The sequence below is a fragment of the Luteimonas sp. 9C genome (assembly GCF_902506295.1).
Taxonomy (GTDB): Bacteria; Pseudomonadota; Gammaproteobacteria; order Xanthomonadales; family Xanthomonadaceae; genus Luteimonas.
In genome coordinates, this window is record NZ_LR733312.1 from 1357250 (window position 1) to 1375849 (window position 18600).

The window sequence follows — 18600 nt, forward strand, 5'->3', positions numbered from 1 at the left end:
CCTGTGCGACGCACCATTCGTGCCGATCAGGTCGTCACCGGTGCAGTCCCGTGCAGGGAGCTGGCGGCGCCTGCGCCCCGAGGTCGGCACGAACCACCGCGGCGCGCCTGGGATGTCGGCGGGGTCGGGCGCCGACCCCATGCGATAATCCCGCTCCGCTCGCTCTCAAGCCCGCACCATGCCGCGCACGCTGCTCGTCACCACCGCCCTGCCCTATGCCAACGGGCCGCTGCACCTCGGTCATCTGGTCGGCTACATCCAGGCCGACATCTGGGTGCGGGCACGGCGCATGGATGGCGACACGGCGCGCTTCGTCTGCGCGGACGACACGCACGGCACGCCGATCATGCTCGCGGCGGAGAAGGCCGGCACGACGCCCGAGGCGTTCATCGCCGACATCCAGGCCGGACACGAGCGCGATTTCGCAGCGTTCGGCGTGGACTTCGACCACTACGATTCGACCCATTCGGCGGGCAACCGCAGCATGGTGGAGACGATCTACGGACGGCTCGATGCCGGCGGCCATATCGCACGTCGCGATGTCGCGCAGCTGTTCGATCCGGTCCGCGGCATGTTCCTGCCCGACCGTTACGTCAAGGGCATCTGCCCCAAGTGCGGCACGCCGGACCAGTACGGCGACAACTGCGAACACTGCGGGGCCACGTATTCGCCGAGCGACCTGATCGACCCCGTGTCCGTCGTCAGCGGCGCGACGCCGGAGGTGCGCGAATCGGAGCATTTCTTCTTCGAACTCGGCCACTTCGATGCGTTTCTGCGCGAGTGGCTGGCGGGCGACGTCGCGGTATCCGGCGTCAAGGCGAAACTCGCCGAATGGCTCGACGGCGAAGGCGGTCTGCGCGCCTGGGACATCTCGCGCGATGCGCCGTACTTCGGTTTCGAGATTCCCGGCCATCCGGGCAAGTTCTTCTACGTCTGGCTGGACGCGCCGATCGGCTATCTCAGCAGCTTCCAGGCGCTGTGCGCACGCGAAGGTCTCGACTTCGATGCCTGGCTCGAGCCGGACGGTGGTGCCGAGCTACATCACTTCATCGGCAAGGACATCGTCAATTTCCACGGCCTGTTCTGGCCTGCGATGCTGCACGGCGCCGGCCTGCGCGCGCCCACGCGCCTGCACGTCAACGGCTACCTGACCGTCGACGGCGCGAAGATGTCGAAGTCGCGCGGCACCTTCGTCATGGCGCGCACGTATCTCGACCAGGGCCTGGATCCCGAGGCGCTGCGCTATTACTTCGCCGCGAAATCCTCGGGCGGCGTGGACGATCTCGACCTCAACCTCGGCGACTTCATCGCGCGCGTGAACAGCGATGTCGTCGGCAAGCTGGTGAATCTCGCGAGCCGCTGCGCCGGCTTCATCGGCAAGCGCTTCGAGGGCCGTCTGGCCGCCGCGCTGCCGGAACCGGAGACCTACGCACGTTTCGTCGAAGCGCTGGCGCCGATCCGCGAGAGCTACGCACGCAACGAACCGGCCAGCGTGCTGCGTCAGGTGATGGCGCTGGCCGACGACGCCAACCGCTACATCGACGAGCGCAAGCCCTGGGTGATCGCCAAGCAGGACGGCAGCGATGCCGAACTCCAGGCGGTCTGCACCCAGGGTCTGAACCTGTTCCGCGTGCTGGCGACCGCGCTGCGGCCGGTGCTGCCGCGCGTCTCGCGCGAGGTCGATGCATTCTTCGCCGCGCCGGCCGACACCTGGGCCGCGCTCGACGCGCCGCTGCTCGGCCACGTCATCCAGCCCTACGCGCCCCTCTTCACCCGAATCGACCCCAAGCACATCGACGCCATGACCGACGCCTCCAAGGACACCCTCGCCGCCGCGCCAGCGGCCCCCGCCGCCGCGAAGAAGCCGTCTGACGCCCCCGCCGCGACGCCCGCGGAAGCCGTGGACGCGGTTGCGCCGGCGCATGTCTCGATCGACGATTTCGCGAAGCTCGACCTGCGCATCGGCAAGGTCGTCGCCTGCGAGTTCGTCGAAGGGTCGGACAAGCTGCTGCGCTTCGAACTCGATGCCGGCGATCTCGGTACGCGCCAGATCTTCTCCGGCATCCGCGCGAGCTACGGCGCGCCGGACGCGCTGGTCGGTCGCAACGTGGTGTTCATCGCCAACCTCGCGCCCCGCAAGATGCGCTTCGGCATCAGCGAAGGCATGATCCTGTCGGCCGGTTTCGATGGCGGTGCGCTCGCACTGCTGGATGCCGACGCCGCCGCGCAGCCGGGCATGCCGGTCCGCTGAGCCGGCGCGGCAGTGCCGCACGCCCGCGCACACCGCCCGCCCAGCCCGACGCCACGCATGTCGCCGTCGCTCGTCGAACGTCTCGACCGCCTGCTGCCGCAGACCCAGTGCGGCCAGTGCGGTTTCGACGGCTGTCGCCCCTACGCCGACGCGATGGCGCGCGGCGAGGCCGACGTCGACCGGTGTCCGCCCGGCGGCGATGCGGGTGCACGCGCGCTCGCCCGCGCACTCCAGACGGTGGCGCAGCCGTTCGACCGCGCACGCGGCGCGCACCACGCAGTGCCGCCGGTCGCGCTGGTCATCGAGGCCGACTGCATCGGCTGCACCAAGTGCATCCAGGCCTGTCCGGTCGATGCCATCGTCGGCGGTTCGAAACTGATGCACACCGTGCTGGTCGATGCATGCACCGGCTGCGCGCTGTGCGTGCCGGCGTGTCCGGTGGACTGCATCGAGATGGTCGCAGCCGCCTAGGCCGCCGGCGAGTCAGGCGTCCGGTTCGGCCTGCAGTGGCGCGGGCACCGTCGGCAGCGTCGCGTCCGCCGCAGGTGCGCAGGCGGAACACACCCGCTCCACGGTATAGCCCTTCGCGGCCAGCTTCTCGACCACGCCGTCGGGTCCGACGAGATGCAATGCACCGACCACGACGAGGATATCGCCGGGCTGCTGCAGCATCTGCTCGAGCTTCGGCAGCCAGGCATCGTTGCGCTCGGTGTTGATGCGCGCATACAGCGCGGGAAAACGCGCCTGCATGTCGACACCCATTTCCTGCCACAGCGCGTCCGCGTCGCCGGCGCGCCAGGTGTCGTGCAGCGCCTGGATCGATTCGGGACCCGCACCTGCCTGCTCGAGTGCTTCCTGCAGCATCTGCGTCTGTTCCAGGCGGCCCATGCCGTCGAGCAGATCGATCTGTTGCTGGGACGACTCGAGGCCCGCGGTCGGCGTGCCGGCGGCCTGGGCCTGGCGCGCCAGCTGCGCGTCCATGCCCAGCTTCGCCTCCAGGCCGAAGCGACCGAGTTCGGTGGTCGTCACCAGCAGCGAGACGAACCACGGCTCGAACAGCTGCAGGCTGGATGCACCGCCCGCGGCCTGCAACGACGCGGCATTCGCATCCGACCAGGCACGCAGCCGCGTCGCGGTCTGCGCGGGCAACTCGTCGTCGAGCGTGCTGCCGTCGTTGCGCAAACCGGCCTGCATCATCTGCAAACCCAGCGTCGGCGAATGCAGCTCTTCGGGCGCGAGCTCGAAGACGACTTCGCCGGCGCCGGAGACCACCCGCGCAACGTCCTCCGACAACGGATAGTCCGCCGGCGTCAGGAAATGGAAGGAGCCGAGCAGATACAGCGCGCCCTGCTCGCCGCTGATCCGCCACAGCAGCGGCACCGGCGCCGGCGGCAAAGCGCCGTAGCCGATCGCAGGCGGGGTCTGCAGGCCATCGGCCGGCACGACCACCGGGGAAAGCAGCGTCGCAGGCGCCTCCAGCGGTGGCAGCTCGGCCTGGCTCGCGCCGCCTGCGAACAGGCAGATCAGCAGTGCACAGGCACGGAGAACACGGAACGGCGCGGGTCGACGCATCGGAAGGCGGTCCTGTTCGGAATCTGGGGTCATACGGTGGTGGCCGGGATGTAGGTCTTCTCGCCCGCGGGTATCGCGAGATCGAGCCGGTTGCCGTCCGGCGGCAGCGGACAGGTCGCGAACGCGGTGAAGGCGCAGGGCGGGTTGTAGGCGCGGTTGAAGTCGAGCTGCAGGCGGCCATCCGCGCCCGGCGCGGGTGCATCGAGATAGCGGCCGGCGCTGTAGCTGCCATGACCGCTGGTGCGATCGGCGAAGATCAGGAACAGGGCGCCGTCGCCCCCGTCCAGCGCCTGCAGCCTGTAGCCCACGCCGTCGCGCTCGAATGCGACCGTGCCCGGCGTCGCCGTGTCCTCGACCATCCCCAGAATGTTCGCGATCGGCAGCGTCGCACCGGCCGCAGACGGCACGAACCGCGCCTCCACCCGCCAGTTGCGTGCGGTGGGCCAGTACTCGATGCCGGTGAAGCGCCGGCGCGTGGGCGCCTCTTCGTGGCGCGCGCGCACGAACGTCGTGCCGCCGCGCTCGATGAGCGTCAGCGAGCCCTTGCCCGCATCGAAGCCGAGCACGCTCGGCGCTGCATCCGCATCGGTCTGCAGCGACACCCGGCCGCGCACCGGCGCGCCGTCGAGCGTCACCGCGACGCCGCGTTCGGGCGTGAACGCATGGGTCCCCGCATCCGACTGCAGCAGGCCGAGCGCCTCGGGCCCCATCGTCAGGCGGATGCCGGCCGTCTTGCCGCTGCCGATGAAATGCGATTTCAGTTCGATGCGATGCAGGCCGATCAGGCTCAGCCAGCCATCGGGCGCAACGAGTTCGGTGCGGCGGGCGTCCTGCCAGACGCGGGTCTGCGCCGAGAACATCACGTCGAGCCGCGCGGCGTCGGCGCGCGCGGCCGGATCTTCGGCATCGGTCGTCTCGCCGCAGGCGGCGAGCAATGCCGCCAGCAGAATCGTGCAGCCGTGGCGCCATCGCAGCATGTCAGCGTCCTCGCAGGAACCAGCGGTCGATCTCGGCGAGCGGAAAATGCGCCCACGTCGGACGGCCATGATTGCATTGCCCGGAGCGTTCGGTGGCTTCCATCTGCCGCAACAAGGCGTTCATTTCAGGCACCGTCAGACGCCGGTTCGCGCGCACCGCGCCGTGGCAGGCCATCGTCGACAGCAGTTCGTCGCGGGCCGAGCGCACGCGCAGGCTCTCGCCGTGCTCGCGCAGGTCGGTCAGCACGTCACGCAGCAGCGCTTCGGTGTCGCTCTGCGCGAGCAAAGCCGGCACGCCACGCAGCAACAGCGACTGGATGCCGGCGCGCGAGACCTCGAAACCCAAGTCGGCAAGCGTCGCTGCTTCGGCTTCGGCGACATCGGCTTCGCGCTCCGACACGGCAACCGTCTGCGGTACCAGCAGCGGTTGCGTGCGCACGCCTTCGCCGTCGTGTGCGGTCTTGAGCTTTTCGTAGCCGATACGTTCGTGCGCGGCGTGCATGTCGACGACGATCATGCCGTCAGCGGCCTGGCTCAGGATGTAGATGCCGTGCAGCTGCGCCACCGCGTAGCCGAGCGGCGGGACCAGTGTGCCGGCGTCGTCGACCGCGGCATCGGGGGCCATCGGCGACGGCGTCCAGGTGTCGGCACCCGATGCGATCTGCGCAGGCGTCGGTCCATACAGCCCGGCGTAGGCCGCGCGCGTTTCGTCGACGCGCAACGCGAGATTCGGTTGCGGCATCGGCCGCGACCAATCGGGCATCGACGCAGTGCCGGATGCAGGCATGGCGGCAAATGCGGTCATCGCCGCATCCGCAGGCGCGTGATTCATCTGGCCTGCGCGCGTGTCGGCCAAGGCTTCGTGCAGCGTGCGATAGACGAAGTCGTGGATCAGTCGCGCATCGCGGAAGCGCACTTCGTGCTTCGCGGGATGCACGTTGACGTCGACGCGCGTCGGATCGAGTTCGAGAAACAGCACATAGGCCGGCTGACGACCGTGGTACATCACGTCCGCGAATGCCTGCTTCACCGCGTGCGCCACGCTGCGATCGCGGATTGCGCGGCCGTTGACGTAGAGGTACTGCTGATCCGCACTCGCGCGCGAGTACGCCGGCTTGGCGATCCAGCCGTGCAGGCGCAGACCTGCGGCGCTGTGATCGATGCGCAATGCGTTGTCGGCGAACTCCCGGCCGACGGTTTCGACCAGGCGCGCGCCCGAGAACAGATCCTCGTCGCCCTTGTACCGACGCGACGCCTTGCCGTTGTGGCTGATGCGTAGTTCGACATCGGGCCGCACCAACGCAAGCGCACGCAGCCATTCCTCGATGTGGCCGAGCTCCGTGCGTTCGGCACGCAGGAACTTGCGGCGCGCGGGCACGTTGTAGAACAGATCGCGCACTTCGACCGTCGTGCCGCGCGGATGCGGCCGCGGCGTGACGTCGCCGACGCGGCCGCCTTCGACTTCCAGCGCCGAACCATGGGTCTCGTCCTCGCGGCGCGAGATCAGCGAGAAGCGGCTCACCGACGCGATCGACGGCAGCGCTTCACCGCGGAATCCGAGCGTGGCGACGGCTTCCAGATCATCGAGCGAACCGATCTTGCTGGTCGCGTGTCGCTGCACGGCCAGCGGCAGTTCCTCGGGCGGAATGCCGCCGCCATCGTCGCGGATGCGGATCAGACGGACGCCGCCTTCCTCAAGGTCGATGTCGACGCGCAGCGCGCCGGCATCGAGCGCGTTCTCGACCAGTTCCTTGACCACGGACGCAGGACGTTCGACCACTTCGCCGGCGGCGATCTGGTTGACGAGGATGTCGGGGAGCTGGCGGATCGGCACGTGGGCATCGGCGACGCAGGCGCGTCGCGGCAGGAATCAACGTGGATGATACCGGCTCGGGCGCTGCGCCCGGGGATTCAGGGGCTGCCGCCGGCCGCGCCCGCGTCGGCTGCCGCGGCACGCGCGGCATACAGCGTGCCCGGTGGCGGCTGGGCGATGAAGTAGGTGTTGATGCCGTTGAGCACGGCCGTGGCGAGGCGGCGCTGGTGCGCGGGGTCGAGCAGGCGCTGCTCTTCCTCGGCATTGGAGATGAAGCCGGTTTCGACCAGCATCGCCGGCATGTCCGCGTTGCGCAGCACCGAGAAGTTGGCGTACTCCACGTTGGCCTTGTGCGTCTTGCCGACATTGCGCAGGCCCGACAGCACGTGCGTCGCGGCATCCTGGGACGCGCGCATGTGGCCGCTCTGCGCCATCTCCAGCAGCACGTTCGACAGCGTGTCCTGCGACAGCGAGACGCCGCCGACGAGATCGGCGCTGTTCTCGCGGTCGGCCAGCCAGCGTGCCTGCTGCGACGAGGCGCCGCGCGTGGACAGGGTGTAGACCGACGAGCCGTAGGCCGCGCGGTTGTGCGCGGCGTCGGCATGGATCGACACGAACATGTCCGCCTTGGCCCGACGGGCGCGCAGCGCGCGCTGGGGCAGTTCGATGTAGCTGTCGTTCTCGCGCACCAGATGCGCGCGCATGCCGGGGGTCGCGTTGATCTGACGCGCGAGTTCGCGCGAGATCGCCAGCACCACGTTCTTTTCGTGCGAACCGGACGGCCCGATGGCGCCGGGATCACGACCACCATGGCCGGGGTCGATCGCGATCACCAGCGGCCGCATGCCCGGCCCGACCGCGGCCGGCATCGGCACCTGCGCAGCCGGCGCGATCTCTCGCTGTACGACGGGCTGCGGCGTGGGAATGGGCGCGGGGGGCAACGGCGTGGCGGGCGCCTGGGCGGCGACGGCCTGGGGCGCCGGCGTGGAGGGCGCGGGTCCCTGTTGCGGACCCATGCTCGAGATCAGCCGCGAGGTCGCGTCGTTCGAGGCCACCGCCGGATCGGCAGCCGGCGCGGGGGCCGGCGCATCGCCGGCGCCGGACGGTGACGCGGTTGCCGCGGCGATGCGCGCGATCGGATCGCCAGCACCATCGCCGGGCCATTCGATGACGAGCGTCGGCCCGTCCGGGCTGTCTTCGATCCGCGGCGGCATCGCCTTCACTGACGACGACAGGTCGAACACGATGCGGGTGGTCCCGGCGACCGGCTGGCCGCTGCGGACGGATCGGATGGTCCCGGCACCGGCAGGCATCGCCGTGGTGCGCAGGCGGATGCCGGGCAGGTCGACGACCAGACGGTCGGGATTGGCCAGGGAGATCACCGAATACTCGGCGCGGGCATCGAGCCGGAGCTCGGCGCGGGTGCCCGTGGCCCCGGTGCGCACATCAACGCCGCGCAGCTCGGCGCCGTAGGCGATGTTCCAGCACAGCGCGGCGATCAGGGCGACCGCCAACGCGAGCTGAGACAGATTGATCCCCCGGATGCGCATGGCGGCTAGTCAATCACCGCACCTGGAACATTGCAAGCCGTTTTCCCTTTCAAATCCGTGGCCTGCAGATCGTTCCTATGGTTTCGGTTCAGAAAGCGCAGACAAACGTGGATCGTCGGACACGGCGGCCAGCCACCCGGCGCCGAGCGGTCCGCCGGGCACGAGCTCGACCGCGCGCCCCGCGCCCTCGATCGCCAGCTGGATCACCAGATCCGGCGCCTGCAAGGCCGCCGCCCCGCGTTCCGGCCACTCCACCAGCCACAGCGCGGCATCGATGTCGTCGAGTCCGAGGAAGTCGAATTCGCCGGCGTCACCGATCCGGTAGAGGTCCAGATGCAGCGCCTCGCCGCCCTCGACGGGATACCGCTCCACGAGCGTATAGGTGGGGCTGCGGACCGTGCCGGTCACGCCCAGCGCACGCAGCCAGGCGCGCGCCAGCGTGGATTTGCCGGCGCCCAGATCGCCCTGCAGATGGACGACGGCGCCGCGCGGCTGGTTCGCTGCCAGAGCCTCGGCAAGCCGCTGCGTCGCGGCGTCGTCGGGCAGGTGACGGTGGATCATGCATGGACCTCCGGATTCGCGCAGGCGCGCAGCGCGTCGATCAGATCAACCGGCAGCAGGCCGCGTTCGCCGGCCGTGCGCGCGGCGGTGTCCCCGGCCACCGCGTGCAGCAGCGCGCCGCAGGCGGCCGCGTGCTCGGCGTCGAGCCCCTGCGCGCGCAGGGCGGCGATCACGCCGGTCAGCACATCACCCATGCCGCCGGTCGCCATGCCCGGATTGCCGGCGGCGATCAGCCAGGGCAATCCGCCGGGCGCGCAGACCAGGGTGCCGGCGCCCTTGAGTACGACAACGGCGTTCCAGCGCGTGGCCAGTGCGCGCACGGCGTCGGGGCGATCCCGCTGGACGGCAGCGGTCTCGACCCCGAGCAGGCGCGCGGCTTCGCCCGGATGTGGGGTGAGCACGGCACCCGGCGGGAGGGCGCGCGGACGCGCAGCCAGGAGATTGAGCGCATCGGCATCGAGCACCAGCGGCGTCCCGGCCGCGCTGGCCGCGTCGAGCGTTTCGTCGAACAGGGCGTGGCCCCAGCTGCCCTGCCCGAGGCCGGGACCCAGCGCGATGACATCGGCGGCCTCAAGGGCGCCGGCCAGCGCGTAGACGTTGTCGGTACGGCGGACCATCGCCTCGGGCCAACGCGCGAGCAGCGGCGAGACGTGTACACCCTGGGTCGCGACTTCAACCAGTCCCGCGCCTGCGCGCAATGCGGCGCCGGCCGCGAGCAGCACCGCGCCGCCGGTGCCGTGGTCGCCACCGATGCACAGCACGCGTCCATGGCTGCCCTTGTGCGCATTGCGCGGACGCGGCCGCAGCCAGTGCGCGAGGTCACGCGCGCAGAGCCGACGCGCCTGCGGCTGCGCATCCGCCAGACAGTGCGCGTCGACCCCAAGCGCGTCCAGCGACAGGGTGCCGGCATGGTCCGGCCCGTTACCGGTCTGCAGCCCCAGTTGCGGCGCCAGGAACTGCAGCGTGCGGGTCGCGCGGACCGCAGCGCCGGGCGCGCTGCCGCGATCGCCCGACAGGCCGCTGGGCGTATCCAATGCGAGCACCGGCACGCCCGTGCTGTTGATGGCGTCGATCAGACCCGTGGTCGCGGCGTCCGGCGCACGCGACAGCCCGATGCCGAATACCGCATCGACCACGACATCGGCAGCCGGCAAGGCGCCTTCGAAGCGGAGAATCCGGCCGCCCGCGGCCTCGAAGTCGGCGGCCATCGCCTGCGCGGTTGCGGTGCGCGGCACTTGCGCGTCGAGCCGGACGACAGTGGCCTCGCGTCCTGACGCATGCGCCTGCGCCGCCAGCACGTACCCGTCGCCGCCGTTGTTGCCCGGCCCGCACACCACGACGATGCGCCGCGCCTGCGGCCAGTGCGCCAGCAGCGTGCGCCAGCCCGCCTGCCCGGCTCGCTGCATCAGCGTGGTGGCGTCGCTTTCGTGCGCGAGCGCCGCGACCTCGATCGCGCGCAGCGCGGCCGCGTCGTACATCGGGGTACCCGGCAGCGAAGCGCCGGGCGCAGGCGTGGCACAGGGAGCACTCATCGCGCGGATTCTATACTTCGCGCATCGTGAAACCTGCCGCCGACACCACGCCATCTCCCGCATCGCCCGACGCGCTCGCCGCGCGCATCAAGGCGATCGCGGGCGAGATGGGCTTCCAGCGTTGCGGCATCGCCGGCATCGATCTGCGCGAGGACGAAGCGCACCTGCGCGACTGGCTGGCGCAGGGGCTCTACGGGACCATGGACTGGATGGCGCGCCACGGCGACCTGCGCGCGCGCCCGGATGCGCTGCTGCCCGGCACGGTGCGCGTACTGTCGGTCGGTCTCGACTACGGCCGCAACGACGACGACCGCGCTTGGGACACACTCGCCGATGGACGTCGTGCCTACGTGGCGCGGTATGCGCTGGGCCGCGATTATCACAAGCTGATGCGCAACCGGCTGCAGAAATTCGCGCATCGCATCGCCGAGGAAATCGGTCCGTTCGGCCACCGCGTCTTCGTCGACTCGGCGCCGGTGCTGGAACGCGCGCTCGCGCGCAATGCCGGCCTGGGCTGGATCGGCAAGCACACCTGTCTCATCGACAAGGACGGCGGCTCGTGGTTCTTTCTCGGCGAGATCTACGTCGACGTGCCGCTGCCGGTCGATCCGCCGGCGACCGCCCACTGCGGCACCTGCGCGCGCTGCATCGACGTGTGCCCGACGCGCGCGATCACCGCGCCGCACCGGCTCGATGCGCGGCGCTGCATCGCGTATCTGACGATCGAACACGAAGGCGCGATCGACGTCTCGCTGCGTCCGTTGATCGGCAACCGCATCTTCGGCTGCGACGACTGCCAGCTGGTCTGCCCCTGGAACAAGTTCGCCAAGCGCACCGACGAACCGGACTTCCGCGCGCGCAACAGCCTCGACACCGCGAGCCTGGCGGAGCTGTTTGCCTGGGACGAGGACGAGTTCCTGCAGCGCACCGAAGGCTCGCCGATCCGCCGTAGTGGCCATCGCCGCTGGCTGCGCAATCTCGCGGTCGCGCTCGGCAATGCACCGACGACGCCGGAGACCCTCGCCGCGCTGCGTGCACGCCGGCAGTCCGGCGATGCGCTGGTCGACGAACACGTGGACTGGGCGCTGGCCCGCCACGGCGCGCGCTGACGCGCTGCGCGCCGCGTCCCGCGCCGACAGGCTTCGGCGTCAGACGTCAGCGGCGAGCCGCGCCATCAGCATCACGTCGACGTACGCGCCGTCACGCAGCGCATAGCCACGCGCCCGCCCTTCTTCGACGAAGCCATGGCGCGCATACAGCGCGATCGCCGCTGCATTGTCGACGTAGACCTCGAGTTCGATCCGGCGGACGCCGTGCCAGCGTTCGGCGGTGTCGACGGCCGCCGTCAACAGCGCCGTCCCGACTCCCGCCCGACGCCGGTCATGCGATACCGCCATGCCGAGGTTGGCGACATGCCGGCGGCGCGGGTGCTGGATCACATCGAAACCGGCGCCGCCGATCACGACGCCGGCATCTTCGGCCACCAGGTGCACGACATGGCCCGGCATGTCGGTCAGACGCCGTGTCCATGCAGAGCGGGACGGATAGGGCGGCTGCAAGGTGCCGGCATAGGCCGAAACGTCCGAAAACAGTGCATGCAGGCCGGCAGCATCGGCCGGCTCGGCATGACGGATCCGGAACGGCGCGCTCACCCGTGACAGGCGCGCGCGCGGATCTCGGCCAGCAAGGCGCGCGTGACCGGGTCGGCCACGGCCACGTCCTCGCCCTGCACCGCGGGCATCAGTTCGCCGGCGATGCGCTTGCCGAGTTCGACGCCCCACTGGTCGAAGGCATTGATACCCCAAAGCACCGATTGCGCGTAGACGCTGTGCTCGTAGAGCGCGATCAGCGCGCCGAGACTGCGCGGGTCGAGACGGTCGAGCAGCAGCAGCGTCGAGGGACGGTTGCCCGGATACGACTTCTGCGGATCGTCCGCCGAGTAGCCGTTGGCCAGCGCCTCGGTCTGCGCGAGCAGGTTCGACAGCAACGCCGCATGGTTGTCAGCATGCGGATGCGCGGGATTCACCACGCCGATGAAATCGGCCGGCACGGTCTGCGTGCCCTGGTGCAGCGCCTGGAAGAAGCTGTGCTGCGAGTTCGTGCCCGGCCCGCCCCAGAGCACCGGCACGGTGTCGATGCCGACGGCCTCGCCATCGGGCGTGACCGACTTGCCGAGGCTCTCCATCACCAGCTGCTGCAGATACGCCGGCAGCAGCGCGAGGCGCTCGTCGTAGGGCAGCACGGCATGCGTGGCGAGGCCGAGCGCGTTGCGGTTCCACACGCCGGTCAGCGCATGCAGCAGCGGCAGGTTCTCGCCGATCGGCGCCTGCAGCGCGTGCGCGTCCATGTCGGCAGCGCCGGCGAGCAGCGCCTCGAAACCGTCCATGCCGACCGCGAGTGCGATCGAGAAACCGACCGCCGACCACAGCGAGTAACGTCCGCCGACCCAGTCCCACATCGGCAGCACGCGCTCGGGCGCGACGCCGAAGGCCTCGGCGCGCGGCACGTTGGCGCTGACCGCGTACAGGCGTTCGCTGCCGCCGAGCCAGTCGCGCACGACCGCGCCGTTGAGCAGGGTTTCCTGCGTGCCGAACGTCTTGGAGACGAGGATCGCGGCCGTCTTCGACGGATCGAGTTTCGCCAGACGATGCTGCGCATCGCTGCCGTCGACGTTGGTCAGGAAATGCACGCGGAAACGCCCGGTGCCGAAATCCTTCAGCGCGTCGACGACCAGGCGCGGGCCGAGATCAGAGCCGCCGATGCCGACATTGACGATGTCGGTGACCTCGGACGCTTCGAGCTGCGAGACGAGTTCCGCCATGCGCACGCGCGCCTCGACGGCCTGCGCATGCGCGTCACGCGCGATCGCGGTGTCCGACAACGCGGACCGCAGCGCGACGTGCAGCGCCGGGCGCTGTTCCGAGGTGTTGACGGTGGCCCCATCGAACAGCGCGCGGAAGGCCTGCGGCAGCGTCGCGGCGTCACCGAGCGCGACCAGCGCATCGCGCGCCTCGCGGTCGAGCCGCTGGCGCGCGAAGCTGGCGTAGAGCCCGCCGATGCGCAGGGCGAAGTCGTGCGGACGCGCCGCATCGGTGTCGACGAGGTCGGCGATGCGCGCCGGTTCGAGGCGACGCGCGTGCGGCGCCAGCGCTTCGATGATCCGCCGGGCCGCCGTCGTCATCAGGCGGCCTGTGCAGGAATCGAGTCGTTGGTGTGGGTCATGCGGTTGTCGCGGTCCACGTACACCAGCTTGGGCTTGAACTTCGCCACGTCGGCTTCGTCCAGCGCACCGTAGGCGCAGATGATCACCAGATCGCCCACGCCAGCCTTGTGCGCGGCGGCGCCGTTGACCGAGATGATGCCGCTGCCGACTTCTGCGCGGATCGCGTAGGTCGCGAAGCGCTCGCCGTTGTTGATGTTGTAGATCTCGATGCGCTCGTACTCGCGGATGCCCGACAGGTCGAGCAGGCGGCCGTCGATCGCGCACGAGCCTTCGTAGTGCAGCTCGGCGTGGGTCACGGAGGCGCGGTGGATCTTGGCTTTCAGCAGGGTGAGTTGCATGGCGGATGCGGCCGGATCACGGCATCGGACAACGCGGGAAGCCCGCAGGAACCGCGAAGTATAGGGACCCTCTGCGGCATCGCAACATCACCCGCCGCTGCGGCGGCGGGAGATTCAGCCGGCCGTGGGCGTGCCGTCGAGGCTGAATTCGAGGTTGTCGATCAGGCGTGTCGCGCCCAGCCGCGCGGCAGCGAGCGCCACGGCCAATGGTTGGCCGTCGACGTACGCCGACAGGTCGGGCGCCCGCACTTCGACGTAATCGACCACGAAGCCAGCCTCGCGTAGCGCCGCCGCGGCCGCGTCCGTCGCGGCGGCTGCAGGCGCGCCGCCCTGCATCGCGCTGCGCAGGGCGCGCAGGGCCGCCTGCATCGCCGGCGCGCGGACGCGCGCATCGGCGTCGAGATACTGGTTGCGCGAACTCATGGCCAGGCCGTCGGCCTCGCGGGCGATCGCGACCGGCAGCAGTTCGACCGGGAACGCGAGATCGGCGACCAGATGTCCGATCACCGCGAGCTGCTGATAATCCTTGCGCCCGAACGCGGCGACATCCGGCTGCACCTGGTTGAACAGGCGCGCGACCACGGTCGCCACACCATCGAAATGGCCGGGACGGTGCGCACCGTCGAGCACCTCGGTCACGCCCGGCACGCGCACGGTCACCGTGTTGTGCAGGCCCAGCGGATACATCGCCTCGACCGACGGCAGCCACAGCAGATCGCAGCCTGCAGCGGCCAAGCCCTGCGCGTCCTGGTCAGGCGTGCGCGGATAGCGGGCGAAATCCTCGTTCGGACCGAACTGGGTCGGATTGACGAACACGCTGGCGACCACGCGATCCACCCGCGCGCGGAGCGCCTCGACCAGCGAGAAATGCCCGGCGTGCAGATTCCCCATCGTCGGCACGAGGCCGACACGCAGGCCTGCGCGCTTCCAGTCGGCAATCCGTGCGCGCAGCGCGGCGAGGTCGTGGACGGTATCGATCACAGCGGATCCGGCTTCGGGAGACGCGTCGATTTTCGCAGATCGGCGAGCGCGGGCGTCATCGGCACCGCGCGCTTCGCGTCGCCATGACTCTGCCCCGACACGACGCGCGCTTATTTGTAGGAGTGTTCCGGTCCGGGGAAGCTGCCGTCACGCACCGCGTCGATATAGGCACGCGCCGCGCCGGCCACCGAGCCGCCCTCGACGAGGAAGTCGCGGACGAACTTCGGCCGGCGATGGCCGCTGTCGAGACCCAGCATGTCGTGCAGCACCAGCACCTGGCCGTCGCAGCCCGGGCCGGCGCCGATGCCGATCGTCGGGACCGGCGAGGCGGCGGTGATGTCGGCCGCCAGCGCCGCGGGCACGCCTTCGAGCACGACCAGCGTCGCGCCCGCTTCCACGATCGCGCGCGCGTCGTCGCGCAGCGCCTGCGCCGCGGCGCCGCCACGCCCCTGGATCTTGAAGCCGCCGAAACGCAGCACCGACTGCGGGGTCAGGCCGAGATGCGCGCAGACCGGAATCTCGCGCTCGACCAGAAACCGCACGACCCCGCACTTGTTCGGCGTCGCGCCTTCCAGCTTCACCATGCCGGCGCCGGCCTGCAGCAGCCGCGTCGATGCATCGAGCGCGCGTTCGGGGGTGGCATCGGCCTGGAACGGCAGGTCGGCGATGACCAGCGCGCGGTGCACGGCGCGGGCCACGCAGGCGGTGTGGTAGGCGATGTCGTCGACGGTCACCGGCAGCGTCGAGCCGTGCCCCTGCACCACCATGCCCAGCGAATCGCCGACCAGCAGCAGGTCCACGCCGGCGAGATCGAAGGTACGGGCGAAGCCGGCGTCGTAGGCAGTCAGCATCGCGAGCCGGCGACCGGCGGCGCGCGCCTCGAACAGTGCGGGCACGGTGACGGGCGCGGAGGATGAAGTGTTCATCGGCCTAGTGTCGCACCAATGCCCGGACACGGTCCGCACGACACGCCGCAGTGGACGAGGCCGCTGCGTCGAACCCGATGCGTCGGGGCCAGGCGATAGGCCAGGCGGCGCAGGCAGACACAGGCGCTGCGCGATCCGTCGCGCGAACGGCGGCTGCGCGTCTAGGGCAGCGCTTCGATGCCGGCGCGATCGACGCGCGCGAGCGCATCGGCTGCGCTGCCGATGCGGGGAATCACGATGCCGGCATCGAGCTCCAGCATCGGCACCAGCGCGAACGCGCGTTCGTGCAGGCGCGGATGCGGAACGGTCAGTCCCGGCAACGTGATCACCGCATCGCCGTACAGCAGCAGGTCGAGATCCAGCGTGCGCGGCCCCCACTGGTCGCCGGCGGCGTCGCTGCGGGTGCGTCCGAACGTGCGCTCGATCTCGAGCAGCGCATCGAGCAGATCCATCGGCGCGCGTTCGGTGTGCAGGACCGCGACCGCATTGACGAAATCGGGCTGGTCGGTCCGGCCCCAGGCCGGCGTGCGATACAGCGACGACAGCTGCAGGCTGCCGATGTCCGGAAGCGCGGACAGCATGGCGGCGGCATCGCGCAGGACCTGCGGCACATCGCCGAGATTGCCGCCGAGCCCGATCCAGGCACGCACGCTCATGCGCGCGACGTCATCCTGCGGCGTTCGGCACACGGCGACGACGACGGCGACGACGCGGTGCGCCCGCTTCGTCGCCCGTCTCGTCGTCGCCCGGATACAGCGCGATCGCATGGTCGGGATCGTGCTGGGCTTCTTCCCAGAACGCGACATCCGCCGCGTGCGCGTCGGAAGCCGTCTGGCGCAGCACGAGGAAGTCGAACGCGGCCCGGAAACGCGGGTGCGACAGGGTGCGCGTCACGCGCTTGCGCTGGCGCAGCGGGAAGCGCGCCTGCAACAGCCAGATTTCCTGCATCGGCAACGAGAACCGGCGCGGCAAGGCCACCGTCGTCACCTGGTGCAGCGTGACCCGATCGGCCGCGCGACGCTGGGCCTCGACCGGCTGCACACCGTCGGCCTGCAGTTTCATCCAGGCGCGACAGAACGCCGGCCACAGCAGCGTGGCGAACAGGAACGCGGGCGAAACCGGATCGCCTGCGGCGACGCGCGCATCGGTCGACGCCAGACCCGCGAGCACCATCGAGCGCAACGCACCGCTGCGGTTGCTGGCCAGCGCGGCGGCGGATTCGGGGAACAGCGCCGGCAACAGGCCATAGCGCTCCAGGCCTTCGAAACTGGCCACGGCATGCCCGGACAGGAACAGCTTCAGACACTCCTCGAACAGACGCGCCGGTGCGGCCTCGGCAAGCAGCGACGCCAGGCGCGGAATCGGCTCGGCAGTGCCCGGCTCGATGGCGAAGCCCAGCTTGGCGGCCAGTCTCACCGCGCGCAGCATGCGCACGGGATCCTCGCGGTAGCGGGTATCGGGATCGCCGATCAGGCGCATCACCCGGTTCTGCACGTCCTCGAAGCCGCCGGTGTAGTCGCGCACCGAAAAATCGGCGATCGCGTAATACAACGCGTTGGCGGTGAAGTCGCGGCGCACCGCGTCGTCCTCGATTGTGCCGTAGACGTTGTCGCGCAGCAGGCGCCCGCCGTCGTGGACTTCGCGGTCGCCGCTGCCGTCGTCGACGTTGGCGCGGAACGTGGCCACTTCGATGATCTCGCGGCCGAACACGACGTGGGCCAGCCGGAAGCGGCGGCCGATCAGCCGGCAGTTGCGGAACAGGCCCTTGACCTGCTCCGGCGTCGCGTCGGTGGCGATGTCGAAATCCTTCGGCGTCAGGCCGACCAGCACGTCGCGCACCGCGCCGCCGACCAGATAGGCCTGGTGGCCGGCCTCGTGCAGGCGATAGAGCACGCGCAACGCGTTCTGGCTGATCTGCCGCCGCGAGATGGTGTGCTGGTCGCGCGGAATGACCCGCAGGCCGGCGGTCGTGTCGCGTTGAATGGAAGCGGAATCGGTATGCATCAAGTCTGAAAAAATTCTCAGGCGGCCGTTGCGGCGCCAGCAAGCCTGATATACTAGCAAGCTGCACACGTCTTAGACGCGTTTGCAGGCCGGTCGTCCCACCGGAGCCGTTCGCGGCACCCCAGCTCCCTTCGTCTAGAGGCCCAGGACGTGGCCCTCTCAAGGCTAAAACACGGGTTCGAATCCCGTAGGGAGCACCATACACAAGCAGACAGCCCGCGCCGCACAGCGTGGGCTGTCTGCGTTTGGGCGGCGGGTGCGTATGCGTCTTCGCACAGCCCCCCGGCGCGTCCGGACGGCCTGCAGGCCCCGACGCACGATCCGGCTCGGTCCGTTCGATCGTCACCGGGCCCCGTCGCACTTCGGAAATCATCGAACCATCAGGGCGGCGCCGGCCGGAAATACGAACGCTTCGCACCGGCAGCGGAAGCGCTGGCTTAAACTGCAGCCCGTCTTCGCCCTGCCCGATCCGAATCCATGCCTTTCGTCGTCACCGAAAACTGCATCAAGTGCAAGTACACCGACTGCGTCGAAGTCTGCCCGGTGGACTGTTTCCACGAGGGGCCGAACTTCCTGGTCATCGATCCCGACGAGTGCATCGACTGCACCCTGTGCGAGCCGGAGTGCCCGATCAACGCGATCTATCCCGAGGACGACGTGCCGGCGGGCCAGGAGGCCTTCGTCGCGCTCAATGCCGACCTCGCCAAGGCCTGGCCGGTCATCACGACGCGCAAGGACGCTCTGCCCGACGCCAAGGACTGGGAAGGCAAGTCCGACAAACTGCCGCTGCTCGAGCGCTGATCACGCCGGGCATGCTGTACGCAAAACGGGCGCCGAAGCGCCCGTTTTCTTGTCCGGCCATCGGCGACGCC

General features: G+C 70.0%; 17 protein-coding genes and 1 tRNA gene. 5 read left to right on the forward strand and 13 right to left on the reverse strand.

Annotated features, from left to right (window positions below; genetic code table 11):
• The first annotated feature begins 178 nt into the window (after positions 1 to 178).
• The gene (gene metG / locus CURTO8I2_RS06065) at positions 179 to 2251 is read left to right on the forward strand and encodes a methionine--tRNA ligase (protein WP_159679542.1); all 2073 of its coding nucleotides are present in this window, start codon (positions 179 to 181) and stop codon (positions 2249 to 2251) included.
• Positions 2252 to 2308: 57 nt separating this feature from the next.
• Entirely contained in the window at positions 2309 to 2722 is a 414-nt protein-coding gene (rnfB, locus tag CURTO8I2_RS06070) for an Rnf electron transport complex subunit RnfB (protein WP_159679544.1), read from the forward strand.
• Positions 2723 to 2734: 12 nt separating this feature from the next.
• On the opposite strand, the gene CURTO8I2_RS06075 is transcribed toward rnfB, so the two are convergent.
• The 6 genes from CURTO8I2_RS06075 to CURTO8I2_RS06100 form a co-directional block, all read right to left on the reverse strand.
• Positions 2735 to 3823 carry a TraB/GumN family protein gene (locus CURTO8I2_RS06075; RefSeq protein WP_159679546.1) on the reverse strand — a complete coding sequence of 363 codons (1089 nt, stop codon included), beginning with the start codon at positions 3821 to 3823 and terminating at the stop codon, positions 2735 to 2737.
• Between the two features lie 29 nt (positions 3824 to 3852).
• A complete protein-coding gene (locus tag CURTO8I2_RS06080) occupies positions 3853 to 4800 on the reverse strand; it encodes a DUF1684 domain-containing protein (protein ID WP_201295482.1) in 948 nt (315 codons plus the stop codon).
• A gap of 1 nt (position 4801) precedes the next feature.
• Entirely contained in the window at positions 4802 to 6634 is a 1833-nt protein-coding gene (gene mutL / locus CURTO8I2_RS06085; protein ID WP_159679548.1) for a DNA mismatch repair endonuclease MutL, read from the reverse strand.
• 77 nt (positions 6635 to 6711) lie between these two features.
• Entirely contained in the window at positions 6712 to 8163 is a 1452-nt protein-coding gene (locus CURTO8I2_RS06090; protein ID WP_159679550.1) for an N-acetylmuramoyl-L-alanine amidase, read from the reverse strand.
• A 75-nt stretch (positions 8164 to 8238) separates the two neighbouring features.
• Positions 8239 to 8724 carry a tRNA (adenosine(37)-N6)-threonylcarbamoyltransferase complex ATPase subunit type 1 TsaE gene (tsaE, locus tag CURTO8I2_RS06095; protein WP_159679552.1) on the reverse strand — a complete coding sequence of 162 codons (486 nt, stop codon included), beginning with the start codon at positions 8722 to 8724 and terminating at the stop codon, positions 8239 to 8241.
• On the reverse strand, positions 8721 to 10256 hold the full coding sequence (locus CURTO8I2_RS06100; RefSeq protein WP_159679554.1) for an NAD(P)H-hydrate dehydratase: 1536 nt from the start codon (positions 10254 to 10256) through the stop codon (positions 8721 to 8723). The genes tsaE and CURTO8I2_RS06100 overlap by 4 nt, the downstream gene beginning before the upstream one ends.
• A 26-nt stretch (positions 10257 to 10282) precedes the next feature.
• Between CURTO8I2_RS06100 and queG the strand changes: the two genes are divergently transcribed.
• On the forward strand, positions 10283 to 11365 hold the full coding sequence (gene queG, locus CURTO8I2_RS06105; RefSeq protein WP_236551011.1) for a tRNA epoxyqueuosine(34) reductase QueG: 1083 nt from the start codon (positions 10283 to 10285) through the stop codon (positions 11363 to 11365).
• A 39-nt stretch (positions 11366 to 11404) separates the two neighbouring features.
• On the opposite strand, the gene CURTO8I2_RS06110 is transcribed toward queG, so the two are convergent.
• The 7 genes from CURTO8I2_RS06110 to pcnB form a co-directional block, all read right to left on the reverse strand.
• On the reverse strand, positions 11405 to 11908 hold the full coding sequence (locus tag CURTO8I2_RS06110; RefSeq protein WP_201295483.1) for a GNAT family N-acetyltransferase: 504 nt from the start codon (positions 11906 to 11908) through the stop codon (positions 11405 to 11407).
• Positions 11905 to 13437 (reverse strand): glucose-6-phosphate isomerase, encoded by a 1533-nt coding sequence (gene pgi, locus CURTO8I2_RS06115; protein WP_159679556.1) that lies wholly within the window; start codon positions 13435 to 13437, stop codon positions 11905 to 11907. Before pgi ends, CURTO8I2_RS06110 begins: the two co-directional genes overlap by 4 nt.
• The gene (gene panD, locus CURTO8I2_RS06120) at positions 13437 to 13817 is read right to left on the reverse strand and encodes an aspartate 1-decarboxylase (protein WP_159679558.1); all 381 of its coding nucleotides are present in this window, start codon (positions 13815 to 13817) and stop codon (positions 13437 to 13439) included. The genes pgi and panD overlap by 1 nt, the downstream gene beginning before the upstream one ends.
• A gap of 114 nt (positions 13818 to 13931) precedes the next feature.
• Positions 13932 to 14798, reverse strand: a complete 867-nt coding sequence (panC, locus tag CURTO8I2_RS06125; RefSeq protein WP_159679560.1) for a pantoate--beta-alanine ligase — start codon at positions 14796 to 14798, stop codon at positions 13932 to 13934.
• A gap of 110 nt (positions 14799 to 14908) precedes the next feature.
• Positions 14909 to 15724 carry a 3-methyl-2-oxobutanoate hydroxymethyltransferase gene (gene panB, locus CURTO8I2_RS06130; RefSeq protein ID WP_159679562.1) on the reverse strand — a complete coding sequence of 272 codons (816 nt, stop codon included), beginning with the start codon at positions 15722 to 15724 and terminating at the stop codon, positions 14909 to 14911.
• A 161-nt stretch (positions 15725 to 15885) separates the two neighbouring features.
• Positions 15886 to 16380: a 2-amino-4-hydroxy-6-hydroxymethyldihydropteridine diphosphokinase gene (gene folK / locus CURTO8I2_RS06135; RefSeq protein WP_159679564.1), complete on the reverse strand. Its 495-nt coding sequence runs from the start codon at positions 16378 to 16380 to the stop codon at positions 15886 to 15888.
• Positions 16381 to 16390: 10 nt separating this feature from the next.
• The gene (gene pcnB, locus CURTO8I2_RS06140; RefSeq protein WP_159679566.1) at positions 16391 to 17728 is read right to left on the reverse strand and encodes a polynucleotide adenylyltransferase PcnB; all 1338 of its coding nucleotides are present in this window, start codon (positions 17726 to 17728) and stop codon (positions 16391 to 16393) included.
• 124 nt (positions 17729 to 17852) lie between these two features.
• On the opposite strand from pcnB, the gene CURTO8I2_RS06145 reads away from it, so the two are divergent.
• Both CURTO8I2_RS06145 and fdxA read left to right on the forward strand, forming a co-directional pair.
• A tRNA-Glu gene (locus tag CURTO8I2_RS06145) sits at positions 17853 to 17928 on the forward strand.
• Positions 17929 to 18205: 277 nt separating this feature from the next.
• Complete coding sequence (gene fdxA, locus CURTO8I2_RS06150; protein ID WP_159679568.1) at positions 18206 to 18529, forward strand: ferredoxin FdxA; 324 nt, start codon at positions 18206 to 18208, stop codon at positions 18527 to 18529.
• Positions 18530 to 18600: the final 71 nt, after the last annotated feature.